Origin of the sequence: Flavihumibacter sp. ZG627 (assembly GCF_000814325.1) — a bacterium.
Taxonomy (GTDB): Bacteria; Bacteroidota; Bacteroidia; order Chitinophagales; family Chitinophagaceae; genus Flavihumibacter.
Genome location: NZ_JPHF01000003.1, coordinates 540893 through 552901 on the forward strand (window position 1 = coordinate 540893; position 12009 = coordinate 552901).

At 44.4% G+C, this 12009-nt stretch carries 13 protein-coding genes; 5 read left to right on the plus strand and 8 right to left on the minus strand.

All coding sequences use genetic code 11. From position 1 onward, the window contains the following. The first annotated feature begins 61 nt into the window (after nucleotides 1-61). Together HY58_RS09360 and pdxH are read left to right on the plus strand one after the other, a co-directional pair. A complete protein-coding gene (locus HY58_RS09360; RefSeq protein WP_156123631.1) occupies nucleotides 62-1114 on the plus strand; it encodes a hypothetical protein in 1053 nt (350 codons plus the stop codon). A 78-nt stretch (nucleotides 1115-1192) separates the two neighbouring features. Further along, nucleotides 1193-1840: a pyridoxamine 5'-phosphate oxidase gene (gene pdxH / locus HY58_RS09365; RefSeq protein WP_039130845.1), complete on the plus strand. Its 648-nt coding sequence runs from the start codon at nucleotides 1193-1195 to the stop codon at nucleotides 1838-1840. Nucleotides 1841-1875: 35 nt separating this feature from the next. On the opposite strand, the gene HY58_RS19195 is transcribed toward pdxH, so the two are convergent. The 4 genes from HY58_RS19195 to HY58_RS09380 all read right to left on the minus strand — a co-directional run bounded on the left by HY58_RS19195 (nucleotide 1876) and on the right by HY58_RS09380 (nucleotide 3826). Continuing rightward, nucleotides 1876-1995: a 30S ribosomal protein THX gene (locus HY58_RS19195; RefSeq protein ID WP_072037603.1), complete on the minus strand. Its 120-nt coding sequence runs from the start codon at nucleotides 1993-1995 to the stop codon at nucleotides 1876-1878. A gap of 99 nt (nucleotides 1996-2094) precedes the next feature. Next, nucleotides 2095-2382: an HU family DNA-binding protein gene (locus tag HY58_RS09370; RefSeq protein WP_256381577.1), complete on the minus strand. Its 288-nt coding sequence runs from the start codon at nucleotides 2380-2382 to the stop codon at nucleotides 2095-2097. Nucleotides 2383-2753: 371 nt separating this feature from the next. Further along, a complete protein-coding gene (locus HY58_RS09375) occupies nucleotides 2754-3056 on the minus strand; it encodes a DUF4286 family protein (protein ID WP_039130850.1) in 303 nt (100 codons plus the stop codon). Nucleotides 3057-3058: 2 nt separating this feature from the next. After that, on the minus strand, nucleotides 3059-3826 hold the full coding sequence (locus tag HY58_RS09380; protein WP_039131183.1) for an exodeoxyribonuclease III: 768 nt from the start codon (nucleotides 3824-3826) through the stop codon (nucleotides 3059-3061). A gap of 50 nt (nucleotides 3827-3876) precedes the next feature. On the opposite strand from HY58_RS09380, the gene HY58_RS09385 reads away from it, so the two are divergent. Beyond that, on the plus strand, nucleotides 3877-4608 hold the full coding sequence (locus HY58_RS09385; RefSeq protein ID WP_052323984.1) for a TIGR00730 family Rossman fold protein: 732 nt from the start codon (nucleotides 3877-3879) through the stop codon (nucleotides 4606-4608). Between the two features lies 1 nt (nucleotide 4609). Continuing rightward, entirely contained in the window at nucleotides 4610-5377 is a 768-nt protein-coding gene (locus HY58_RS09390) for a CPBP family intramembrane glutamic endopeptidase (RefSeq protein WP_039130851.1), read from the plus strand. Between the two features lie 5 nt (nucleotides 5378-5382). Here the strand turns inward: HY58_RS09390 and metH are convergent, their stop codons facing one another. The 4 genes from metH to HY58_RS09405 form a co-directional block, all read right to left on the minus strand. After that, nucleotides 5383-8076 (minus strand): methionine synthase, encoded by a 2694-nt coding sequence (gene metH, locus HY58_RS09395; protein ID WP_156123632.1) that lies wholly within the window; start codon nucleotides 8074-8076, stop codon nucleotides 5383-5385. Beyond that, nucleotides 8073-9092: a homocysteine S-methyltransferase family protein gene (locus HY58_RS19480; RefSeq protein ID WP_156123633.1), complete on the minus strand. Its 1020-nt coding sequence runs from the start codon at nucleotides 9090-9092 to the stop codon at nucleotides 8073-8075. The genes metH and HY58_RS19480 overlap by 4 nt, the downstream gene beginning before the upstream one ends. A 269-nt stretch (nucleotides 9093-9361) precedes the next feature. After that, on the minus strand, nucleotides 9362-9976 hold the full coding sequence (recR, locus tag HY58_RS09400; RefSeq protein WP_039130854.1) for a recombination mediator RecR: 615 nt from the start codon (nucleotides 9974-9976) through the stop codon (nucleotides 9362-9364). A gap of 27 nt (nucleotides 9977-10003) precedes the next feature. Further along, complete coding sequence (locus HY58_RS09405; protein WP_039130856.1) at nucleotides 10004-11434, minus strand: Ig-like domain-containing domain; 1431 nt, start codon at nucleotides 11432-11434, stop codon at nucleotides 10004-10006. 97 nt (nucleotides 11435-11531) lie between these two features. On the opposite strand from HY58_RS09405, the gene HY58_RS09410 reads away from it, so the two are divergent. Then, nucleotides 11532-11999: an SRPBCC family protein gene (locus HY58_RS09410; protein ID WP_039130858.1), complete on the plus strand. Its 468-nt coding sequence runs from the start codon at nucleotides 11532-11534 to the stop codon at nucleotides 11997-11999. Nucleotides 12000-12009: the final 10 nt, after the last annotated feature.

A 12009-nucleotide genomic window follows, 5' to 3' on the forward strand; every position in this document is an offset into this window, starting at 1 on the left:
TTATTCCCCATCTCATCATCCCTTGAAAGCCGCGAAGGATTTTTCCTAAACTCCGACCGTTATGATGACTTTATTAAACATTTTTCTAATCAGGATATCTGTGGGGATAGCCGAAATAATTATTTTCCAGTTAGGAGCCATTGCACTGGGATTTGCCATACATTTTTTTCTCACCTCACGCAGCAGTACCAAACAACATACCCAGCATAATGCAGAGAAGGCAGCGCAGCAGGAAGCTGATGGCTGGAAGTTGAAATATTTTAATGATACAGAAGAGATGGAGAAAAGACTCCTTAAGCTTCAGCATGAATTAAAACAGGCGCGTGAAAATGAAGAGTTCCTTTCCATGGAAATAGATTCTATCCGGCAGGAAAGGGAAGAACTCCTGGAGAGCCAGGCCGAACTTGCAGCCATGCCACCACCGCCACCTCCAGTTCCAAGTACAGCAAAAGAATATCTCGATCAGTTGCAAGGCACCCAGGAAACACTGTTCCAGCAAAATGAGCATGTTAAGAATATGCTCTCCCAGATTGAACAGCTTAAATCAATGGAACAAAAACACCTCGACCTCCTTCGTACAAACGAAACCCTCAACAGGCAATTGGGTGAGATGAGGGTTCAACTACTTGAAAAGGAAAATGAAGTGCGGGCTCTCCGCCAACAGAACAGGCTTGGTGAAGAGATGCAACAACGCCTGGAAAAAGTATATTCTGATTATAATGGACTTCTGGAGAAAATGCAGAAGCTGGAAGCACATGTTAATGCCACCCAGAAAGAAGGTACCAACTATGCCGAATTGCAGGACGCATATTTTAAAGTCACTAAGGAGTCTGATGAATTGAAGATGAAGTATCTCGCATTGCTCGAAGAGTATCAACGCAACTCCAGAACACTTGCAGAAACAGAAGATAAATTGCGGGAATCAAATTTTCAGCGTACCCAGCTTCAGAAGAAGGCTACTTACCTGGAAGAGTTGAACCAGGACCTTCAACAGGTGGCAGAGCACCATAATAAACTCCACAGCCAGATGCGTCGTATTAGCGAGATCGAGCAACTATTGGCAAAAGCAACCCAGATAACGCCTTCTTCTGACAAAGAAGAGCCAGGCCTTTAATTAAAATTAGTTGCATACCTGCGTATAATCAGTTTTTAACTGTTGGGCTGGTATTAACTTTGCCCGCAAAGCTGATCTATGTCACATCATTCCATTGCAGATATAAGGAAAGAGTATAGCCAACAAACACTCGATGAAGCCAATGTTGCAGCGCACCCCATCCGCCAGTTTGACCTATGGTGGAACGAATGCATCAACAGCAAAATAGAGGAGGTAAACGCAATGACCCTCGCAACAGCTTCTTCTGATGGGTTGCCCGCCGCCCGGATTGTTTTACTGAAAGGATACGATGATAATGGCTTTGTTTTTTTTACCAATTACAATAGTTTCAAAGGACAGCAACTGGAAGAGAACCCAAGGGCATGCCTGGTGTTTTTCTGGAAAGAGTTGGAAAGGCAGGTGCGAATTACCGGACTCATTGAGAAAGTAAGCGCAGAAGAAAGTGATTCATATTTTCATAGCAGGCCAGTTACCAGCAGGATAGGCGCATGGGCTTCACCTCAAAGCCAGGTGATTGAAAGCCGTTCTATCTTAAAGGATAAAGAAACCGAATTGGCGGAATCATTCGATGGAAAAGAGATACCCCGGCCGCTTCATTGGGGTGGATACCGGGTAAAACCTGTTTCAGTAGAGTTTTGGCAGGGTAGGGCAAGTCGGCTTCATGACAGAATTCAGTATACGCTGGAGGAAAACGGTAAATGGAAGATAGAGCGATTGGCGCCGTAAAGAGGAGACCATCTCTCCATCTCTCCATCTCTCCATTACGCTTCTTTTTTCTTTTCAACAGCTTTCTTGGCCTGTGCTGGTCTTGCTGGCCTGCTTTTACCGAAAGAACCTTTGAAGATCTTTCCTTTTTTGGTTTTCTTGTCGCCTCTTCCCATGATTGTAAAATTTTAAAGTGCAAAAGTAAATAAAAAAAGGGAAGGAAGCCCTGCTTCCTTCCCCGCAATTCAGTTCTGCATCCCTAGAGATGCGCCTCACTACATTTTAGAAGAAAGTTCTTTACCAGCCTTGAAGCGGGCAACTTTCTTTGCCTTGATTTTGATTACTGCACCAGTCTGTGGGTTACGGCCATTACGGGCAGCTCTTTTAGATACAGAGAAAGTACCAAAACCAACCAGGGTCACTTTACCACCACCTTTAAGGGTTTTTGTTACAGCCTCGATGAAAGAATCCAGAGCAGAGTTTGCCTGGGTCTTGGTAATTTCAGCATCGTCGGCAATTTTCGCGATTAATTCAGCTTTGTTCATAGTGTGAAATTTTAGAATTTTAAGCAAAACAAATATAGACGGTTTTTGATTCCAACAAAATTTTTTTGAGTTTTTTAATGCACAGTTTTGATTTGCTGTAACCCGCACCAAATCTGCATTATAGCCGAAAAGATTAATATTTCAATTAGCTTATTTTAGAATCATATCATCTGAAACCCTTGCCAGCACTGTGTTTCACGAAATACAAGCTGAAATGCCCGCCAGTACTGCCTTTCATGAGAATGTAACCTTTTTATAGCATATTGTCGGCACATAGTTTTTATTATCCACAATTAGTGCACAACCCGTCTGACGCCTGTCAGGACAGATGTCAGGAAGACGTTCGGACAGATCGCTTACACCTGTTCGGACATATGTCGTGACAGGCGTCAGACGAGTACCATAACTGAACGGAAGGCGATGAACCTATCCCCCCACTTCTGAAAGCTTTTATCGCGAAGTGTATCAGCATATGTAGTAATATAACGGTTATAATCTGCTTTAGATTTAGCTGAATACTGCGCTGCATATGTTGGTCCCGCAGTTTCATCAACTTCCACAAGCCGCAATAACCGACTCTCCGTAAAACAGCCCGTGGCCACCACTTCCGGCATATGCTCCTCTTTCATCCATAACAGCCAATCCTCAGCAATGGACCAATCTACCTGTAACGTTACATTATATATATACATCTCTAGTATTTGAGTTTTAAATAAACCGGACAATGATCACTATGCTTAACATCCGGATAGATCTCTGCATCCAGTAATTGTGGCGATAATTCTTTCGTTACATTAATATAATCGATCCTCCATCCCTTATTATTTAACCGCACACTCGGAAATCGTTGGCTCCACCAACTGTAACGATGCGGCTCGGGATGAAAAATCCGAAATGTATCAACAAAGCCATTATCAAAAAATTTATCCATCCACTGCCGTTCTTCAGGCAGGAAACCGGTAGATTTTTTATTGCCCTTAGGATCATGTATATCAATCTCTTTATGCGCGATATTATAATCAGCGCATATAATAAGCTTTTTACGCTTCTTCTTTAACAGCGTGGTATAACCGAAGAACTCCTCAAGCCATTGGTACTTATAACCCTGTCTTTCCTCCCCCGAAGTACCAGAAGGGAAATATGCGTTTAACAATGTTATATCTCCAAAATCCGCCCTGATTACACGCCCTTCAGAATCACTCTGCATATACCCATTTCCCATTTCAACATTATCTGGCTTTATCTTAGTAAAAATTGCCACACCGCTATAGCCCTTTTTTTCTGCCGAGTACCAGAAATCCTCATAACCCAGATCATTGAATGCCTTGTAATTCACATTGTCTTTATGTGCCTTCGTTTCCTGCACACAGATGATATCGGCAGGATCTGTTTTCAGCCACTCCACCAGGCCCTTATTCATTGCGGCCCTGATGCCATTAACATTGTATGATATAATGCGCATAACCCGTTTCATTTATTTATATTGGTCACTGTTTAATCAAAAGTATTAAAATGGCGGCTGATCCACAGGTAATACCCCCTAAAGAACCTTTTTATCTTGATGGTCCTAAGGACCGTAGCTTTGAATTGCATTTTGCCTGGCGCGTGTTCCGGCAGTTTCTGAAAGGATTCCGGCAATTGCATTTTATTGGTCCTGGTATCACGGTCTTTGGTTCGGCAAGGTTTGCAGAAGATCATCCTTATTATATATTGGCGCGTGAAATGGGAAAGCGTATAGCCCAGGCAGGATTCACAACCATAACGGGAGGTGGCCCCGGTATCATGGAAGCTGCTAACCGAGGGGCCTTCGAAAATGGTGGATACTCTGTTGGATGTAATATTCAACTTCCTTTTGAACAGAAGCCTAACCCATATGCACATAAGTCCGTTACCTTTGAACACTTTTTTGTACGGAAAGTATTGCTGGTAAAATATTCATATGCCTTTATTATCATGCCGGGCGGAGTAGGAACTATGGATGAATTTTTTGAAACATTAACCCTGGTTCAAACAAAATCTATCATACAGTTCCCAATAGTACTTGTTGGTAAAGCCTATTATCAGCCCATTATCGATTATATGAAGTTTATGGTAGAACAAAAAACTATTGGAGAACACGATATGGACCTGGTATGCATCACAGATAGTGTTGAAGAAGCCATGGAGCATATTTCGAAGTATATTAAAGCGAATTATATTTCCAAACCCCGTAAGTTGCTCTGGTGGTTATTTGAAAAGAAATAAGATGGAAGCATTGGAAGAAGCAAATCTGAAATTATGTTCTTATTGCGGAAGCGAAATAGGAGAGAATGAATATATCTGCCCCAACTGCGGCAGGGCAACCGTTCCGGAGGAAGAATATGAAGGAGCCCATGAAACCTTCCGACTGCTGGTCGTACTGTTTTTTTCAATTAACCTCATTACCTGCCTCCTGTTCAATTTCTGGCCGCCCGCAGCACAGGGACTGACCGGATTGGTAGTTGTTGATCTTTTCCTGTTTTTCTCTGCTATACTTTTTTCCTATATCATGCGCCGCGATATATTGCCACTTCTTCATTGGAATAATTTTAAATGGTGGAAAGTGATTGCTTTGATGATTTTCGCCATTACCAGTGCGATACTTGTTAACTATGGTGTAAAATGGATCAACCGTTTCATTTTTGAGCGCGAGCTTTTTTATTACTCATCATTCAGACACCTTGCCAATCCAAAAACGGCTATGATACTATTGATAGCAGTGATTCCTGCTATATCAGAAGAGCTTGCTTATCGCGGCGTTATACAAGCTGGCTTGCTGAAGTTCATGCATGGCAGGCACGCAGTGGTACTCACAGCATTGCTCTTTGCCATCATCCACATGAGCCTGATCTCTTTTTTCTGGTTACTGCCTTTTGCCCTTTTCCTGGGATGGCTGCGCCAGCGTGAACAAACCCTCTGGTATGGAATCATGGTGCATTTCTGTTTCAACGCAACAACCTGCTTATTGGAATTATATTCCCTCGACCTTCTCTGATACCATCAGGCCTCTTCTTCAAGTATTGGTCTTAACCATCGGGTGATCTCCTCCAGCGGCATGTCTTTCTTTTCTGCATAGGCTGCAACCTGGTCGGGCTTGATCTTACCAACACCAAAATACTGACTCTTCGGATGCGCAAAATACCATCCACATACAGAGGCAGCAGGATACATGGCCAGTGATTCTGTAAGATGTATTCCGGTAACCGCTTCACCTCCTAACAGCTCAAACAGCTTGTACTTTTCTGTGTGATCCGGACAGGCAGGATAGCCGGGTGCAGGCCTTATGCCGGTGTAAGTTTCTTTGATCAACTCTTCCGTACCAAGCTTTTCCTCCGGCGCATATCCCCAGAATTCCTTTCTAACCCGTTCATGCAGATACTCAGCCGATGCCTCTGCAAAACGATCTGCAAGTGCCTGTAACATGATCTTATTATAATCATCATGCTTTGATTCAAATGCCTTGATATGCTCTTCAATACCTTCAACAGTAACCGAAAAAGCGCCGATATAATCTGTTTTTCCTTCATGCGCCGGCATAATAAAATCAGCAAGCGAAAAGTTAGGCTGACCCGCGGTTTTCTTCATTTGCTGCCGCAGTGATTCCAACCTTATTTCATTTCCTCCGGCAACCACAATCACAGTATCCCCGCCATCAGAATTTGCCGGCCAGAAACCAACAACACCTTTCGCTGTCAGCCACTTCTCTTTTATCAATTGGTCCAACAGCGCATTGGCATCATTGTACAATTTAGTCGCTTCCTTACCAATCACTTCATCTTCCAGTAATTGGGGGAAGCGCCCACCTAACTCCCAGGCGATGAAAAATGGTCCCCAATCGATATATCCGCGTAATACAGAAAGATCAATATCCTCCAGCACTTTTGTGCCTATAACACCGGGCTTAACGGGTGTATAAGTACTCCAGTCTATCGCAACTTTATTTTTCTGTGCTTGCTCATATGTCAGGTATTGCTTGATAGTTCGTTTTTTATTGAAATCATCACGAAGCTTCTCATATTCCACCGCAGTATCTGAAAGAAATTTTTCCTTCTGATCTTTATTAAGCAAAGAACCCGCAACAGTTACACTCCTGGAAGCATCCAGCACATATACCACACCGTTATCATATTGCTGCGCGATCTTCACCGCTGTATGTTGCCGGCTGGTTGTAGCACCACCAATCAATAATGGCTGCGTCATTCCCCTGCGTTTCATCTCATGTGCTACATGTACCATCTCATCCAGAGAAGGCGTTATCAGCCCACTCAATCCTACTATGTCAACATTTTCCTTTATGGCAGTGTCAAGAATTTTATCGGCAGGAACCATTACACCAAGGTCAATGATATCATATCCATTACATCCCAGTACCACTCCCACAATATTTTTACCGATATCATGTACATCTCCTTTCACCGTTGCAAGCAATACTTTCGCAACGCTTCCCTGGAGTGCTTCCGGATTATTTCTTTTCTCCTCCTCAATATATGGTGTAAGCCAGGCAACACTTTTCTTCATTACTCGCGCACTCTTCACCACCTGGGGAAGGAACATCTTTCCCGCACCAAAGAGATCACCCACCACATTCATCCCATCCATAAGCGGACCTTCAATTACATCAAGCGGTCGGGGATATTTCACCCTTGCTTCTTCTGTATCAAGCTCTATATAATCAGTTATTCCATTGATTAGTGAATGCGTGAGCCTGGCCTCTACAGTATCATTTCTCCAGGCTTCATCCCTTATGATCTCCTTTCCTTTGGCCTTAACAGTTTCTGCAAACTGGATCAGCCGCTCGGTTGCTTCATTGTTGTCATTATTCCTGTTGAAGATCACATCTTCACACAACTGTTTCAGTCCCGGCTCTATTTCATCATATACAACCAACTGCCCTGCATTCACAATACCCATATCCATTCCGGCTTTAATGGCATGGAACAGGAATACACTGTGCATCGCCTCGCGCACATGATCATTACCACGAAAAGAAAAAGACAGGTTACTCACCCCGCCACTGATCTTCGCAAGGGGCATACGTTGCTTGATGATGCGGGTGGCCTCAATGAAATCAACGGCATAATTGTTATGCTCCTCAAGGCCTGTAGCAATGGCAAAAATATTTGGATCGAAGATGATATCCTGCGGATCAAATCCCACCTGCTCTGTCAATATCTTATATGCACGGGTGCAAATATCAACTCTCCGTTCAAGCGTGTCAGCCTGACCTTTTTCATCAAAGGCCATCACCACAACAGCAGCTCCAAAAAGCTTACAGATATTTGCTTCACGAATGAATTTTTCCTCGCCCTCTTTCATGGAGATAGAGTTTACAATGCATTTTCCCTGCACACATTTTAAACCTGCCTCGATGATCTCAAATTTAGACGAGTCGATCATGATAGGGATCTTCGCAATATCGGGTTCACTTTGCAGTAGGTTTAGGTAGGTGGTCATCGCCACCACCCCATCAAGCATGGCGTCATCCATGTTTACATCCAGGATCTGTGCACCGTTCTCCACCTGCTGGCGCGCAACCGATAATGCCTCTTCATATTTATTATCCCGAACAAGTCGTGCAAATTTCTTGGACCCCGTTACATTGGTACGTTCGCCAATATTCACAAAATTTGTTTCCGGCCTAACAATAAGGGGTTCAAGCCCCGCCAATCTTAAATATGGTTGTATAGTGGTCATGCTGTAATAGCTGTTTCAACAACTGGTAGTTGTCTTGGTGGAAATTTTTTTACATGCTCTGCAATATGCCTGATATGATCGGGTGTTGTTCCGCAACATCCGCCAACAATATTTACAAAACCTTCTTTTGCCCATTCTTCAATGAAGTGCGCAGTTTCTTCGGGTTGCTCATCATATTCTCCCATCGTATTCGGGAGGCCCGCATTGGGATAAGCAGATGTATAACAGGCTGCTTTCTGGCTTAGTTCCTCTATATGACTTCTCATATCAGCCGCGCCCAGCGCACAATTCAGCCCAATACTCAATGGACGGGCATGCATAACCGAAATATAAAATGCTTCCAGCGTTTGTCCACTCAATGTTCTTCCCGAAGCATCCGTGATAGTGCCACTGATCATGATGGGCAGCTCCTTCTTTTTCGTATCCTGGAAATATTTTTTAATAGCATAAATAGCGGCCTTCGCATTGAGTGTATCAAAGATCGTTTCCACTAACAACAGATCCGATCCTCCTTCCACCAATCCCTTCACCTGTTCGTAATAAGCAGCCACTGCCTCATCCCAGCTTAATCCACGGAAGCCGGGATTGTTTACATCTGGTGACAAACTCAATGTTTTATTCATCGGTCCCAGTGAGCCTGCAACATAGCGGGGCTTTGAATGGTCTTTGGCATTGTAATCGTCTACGGCTCTGCGTGCAATGCGGGCCGCTTCAAAATTTATTTCATATGCCAGCGATTCCATCTGGTAATCGGCAAGGCTCACCCGCTGCGAGTTAAATGTGTTGGTCTCAATGATATCAGCACCGGCTTCCAGATATTCGCGGTGTATGCCTTCAATGATCTCTGGCTGTGTTAAACATAACAGATCATTATTGCCCTTGAGGTCAGAAGGCCAGTCGGCAAATCGTTTGCCACGGTAGTCAGCTTCTGTTAACTTATGTCGCTGTATCATGGTACCCATGGCGCCATCAATAATAAGAATGCGGCGATTCAATTCAGATCGTATATCGGTCATATTCAATTCTATTTGGTTTGAGTGTTTCAGGCAATAGTGAATTGTCAATAGATATTAGCATGGAATGCTCTTTTGACTATTGGTCATTGCCTAAGCACAAAACCTTAGTTCAACAATACGAACTCAATAAACGCAGGGGAAACAAAACGGAAAGTTTCGGGAGCATTTATTAGTTCTGTTAACCCACCAATTAAGGCGGCGACAGGTCGAACAATAAATAAATCCACCTGTGCGGTTGCAAAGATAAGGAAAATGGGGAAGGCGAAATGCTAAACTCTTAACTGCTCTACTGGCATCCGGTGCTGAAGGCTCCTCGCCAGCGTCATCTCATCCGCATACTCAAGCTCACCCCCAAAAGAAATTCCACGCGCTATGGTGGTAAAACGGATAGGAGAGGGCAACAGCTTTTTCTGGATATAGTAAATAGTTGTATCCCCCTGTATATTGGGGTTAAGGGCGAAAATGATCTCGTTGATATCACCCGAGCGCGCCCGCTCCAGTAGGGGTTCAATATTCAATTGGTCCGGACCAATACCATCCAGTGGCGATATCACACCTCCCAGCACATGGTAGGTTCCACTGAACTGCTGGGTGCTCTCAATGGCTATAACATCCCGGATGCTTTCCACAACACATATCAGGTCCTGCTTTCTCATGGGGTTCGAACAGGTACTACAGAGGAGGGTATCCGAGATATTAAAGCAGCGCTGGCAGAAATGGATCTCTTCCCGCATACGAACAATGGCCTCGCCAAAAGCTCTGACCTTATCAGTATTCTGCTTTAGCAGGTGCAACGCAAGTCGCAATGCAGTCTTCTTTCCGATACCCGGTAGTTTACTGAATTCACTGACCGCATTTTCCAATAAGGCAGAGGGGAGTTGCATCCTGCAAAGATATAAAGTATTGAGCCTTTAGAGGGAGATGTCGATCTCATTGTCCCAGTTGGCCTTGATATTAACCTTCTTCCCGATTGCCTGAACCCGCTCAGGCTGCCGGCGTTCACCATAGAAAACGCCATGATCCCAAACCCCGTTGCCATTGGTATCATATAATACCCTGAGCTCAAATTCGGCTGGACGGAATCTTTGAATTACCAGGTCCCTGCCCCTGATCCGGTAACTGAACAACACATTATTATTTTGAACCAGCTGCAATACCGGATTCCTTGCAGTGTCAACATTCGCGATCCTGAATTTTATACTGCCATAATCCGTTTCCTTCATGGTCTTGAAACGGAGTGTGTCATTACGCAGGATGCTTTTACCCAAACTGTCTTCTGCCATTCCTTTTTCCGAGATCAGCACAAACTCCTGTTCCAGCGGCCAGTTATAGGAAAGTGTAAAGATCCTGTTGGTTGTATCCCGCGCTAACGTATATCCTTCAATTGGCTTGAATTGCGCATCTGCCAGTATCAGCTTTGTGCTGTCAAATGCTTTAAGGGGATCGGGAAAAGTAATGGTTAACGGTTTCAGCAGATCCTGCTGTCCGTTTTCAAGACTGGTTCCGAATCGAAGTCGCTTGTCTTGTTCTGCTTCCTTTTCTTCCCTCCTGCTGGTGGGGGCCTTAGGGGCCGCTTTAACTGGTTTTACCGGCTCGGGCTCAGAATAGGCTAAAAGCTCAACAGGCGCAGTTTCCCCGCTGATAACCAATGGACTATCGGCAAAAGCAAAGAGCTGGCCGGGCGACATATACCGCCTGCTTCCGCCCTCATCCTTCAATGCATACAGCGCATAAGTTCCGGGGGCAAGGTTCCGGAACAGAAACCGGCCCGAACTGTCAACAGTTGTATAATACCGCGGACGTTCATTGGTTACAGCAGAGTCCTCTAAGTTTTTATGCAGCATCACGATCATGGTACTATCCGTCTTACCCGTTTCGGCAAGGGTAACTACTCCCCCTAATTCCAGCGAATCGAGGTATGGCCCGGTAGAGAAAGCATACCGAAAACCAGTAAGGGGATTGCTTTCATTGATGTCCTGAATACTCTTTCCAAAATCCAGCACATAAGTAGTGTTGGGGTCAAGGGTGTCTTTGATGCGGATCGTGATGGTGCGGAGCCGCGAAGTCACAACAGGAAACACCTTGGGGGTGGGACTAACAACCAGATTTTTTTGCAAATCTCCCAGTTGAACATATTCATTGAACACCAGTTCAATCCGGTCGCCCCTGAAGTTCAATGTTGAGTCTGCCGGCTTTATAGAAACCGGGATGGGTGGGATTGTATCACGTGGACCACCGGTTGGCGGAATCACATTGGCGCAACTCTCAAACAATACCAGCATAGTGATAAAAACAATTACCAAAAAAGTTGCGTATGAAAAAACAGGGCGGAATGGCCTCATTGATGGCTTCTTTTAAAGATGCAAACTTAGCCGCTTTCCTTCGCTTCTCCCTGAACCTTTTTCATAAGAAATGGTTGTTATTACTCAAATATTTTAGATGGCAGTCCATTCTCTCCGAACAGAACAGCGTTTACCCGTGGATATAAAGCAGGCATGGGATTTCTTTTCCAGTCCCGCCAACCTTTCCGTCATCACCCCCTCAAAAATGGATTTCAGGATTATCTCAAAACATCATGGGAATAAGATGTACCCGGGACAACTCATCGAATATACCGTGAAGCCGGTTCTCGGTGTACCGCTTTACTGGATGACAGAAATCACGCATGTGGAACCCCAGCGCTTTTTTGTGGATGAGCAGCGCTATGGACCTTACAGCCTCTGGCATCATCAGCATCATTTCCGTGAAATTGATGGCGGCGTTGAAATGACCGACATCGTGCATTATAAAATTCCGTTGGGATGGCTTGGAGATATTGCCAATACCATTTTCGTCAAAAAACAATTAGCTGAAATCTTCGACTATCGCTTCAAAAAAGTAGAAGAGCTCTTCGGAACCCTGCACTAACAGTCTCTCT

What these genes read in the sequence shown, in the direction of transcription:
- metH (WP_156123632.1), bottom strand. Translation starts at nt 8,076, where the DNA reads ATGACCACTATACAACCATATTTAAGATTGGCGGGGCTTGAACCCCTT.
- recR (WP_039130854.1), bottom strand. Translation starts at nt 9,976, where the DNA reads ATGCAACTCCCCTCTGCCTTATTGGAAAATGCGGTCAGTGAATTCAGT.
- HY58_RS09405 (WP_039130856.1), bottom strand. Translation starts at nt 11,434, where the DNA reads ATGAGGCCATTCCGCCCTGTTTTTTCATACGCAACTTTTTTGGTAATT.
- HY58_RS09410 (WP_039130858.1), top strand. Translation starts at nt 11,532, where the DNA reads ATGGCAGTCCATTCTCTCCGAACAGAACAGCGTTTACCCGTGGATATA.
- HY58_RS09360 (WP_156123631.1), top strand. Translation starts at nt 62, where the DNA reads ATGATGACTTTATTAAACATTTTTCTAATCAGGATATCTGTGGGGATA.
- HY58_RS09375 (WP_039130850.1), bottom strand. Translation starts at nt 3,056, where the DNA reads ATGTATATATATAATGTAACGTTACAGGTAGATTGGTCCATTGCTGAG.
- HY58_RS09385 (WP_052323984.1), top strand. Translation starts at nt 3,877, where the DNA reads ATGGCGGCTGATCCACAGGTAATACCCCCTAAAGAACCTTTTTATCTT.
- HY58_RS19195 (WP_072037603.1), bottom strand. Translation starts at nt 1,995, where the DNA reads ATGGGAAGAGGCGACAAGAAAACCAAAAAAGGAAAGATCTTCAAAGGT.
- HY58_RS09390 (WP_039130851.1), top strand. Translation starts at nt 4,610, where the DNA reads ATGGAAGCATTGGAAGAAGCAAATCTGAAATTATGTTCTTATTGCGGA.
- pdxH (WP_039130845.1), top strand. Translation starts at nt 1,193, where the DNA reads ATGTCACATCATTCCATTGCAGATATAAGGAAAGAGTATAGCCAACAA.
- HY58_RS19480 (WP_156123633.1), bottom strand. Translation starts at nt 9,092, where the DNA reads ATGACCGATATACGATCTGAATTGAATCGCCGCATTCTTATTATTGAT.
- HY58_RS09380 (WP_039131183.1), bottom strand. Translation starts at nt 3,826, where the DNA reads ATGCGCATTATATCATACAATGTTAATGGCATCAGGGCCGCAATGAAT.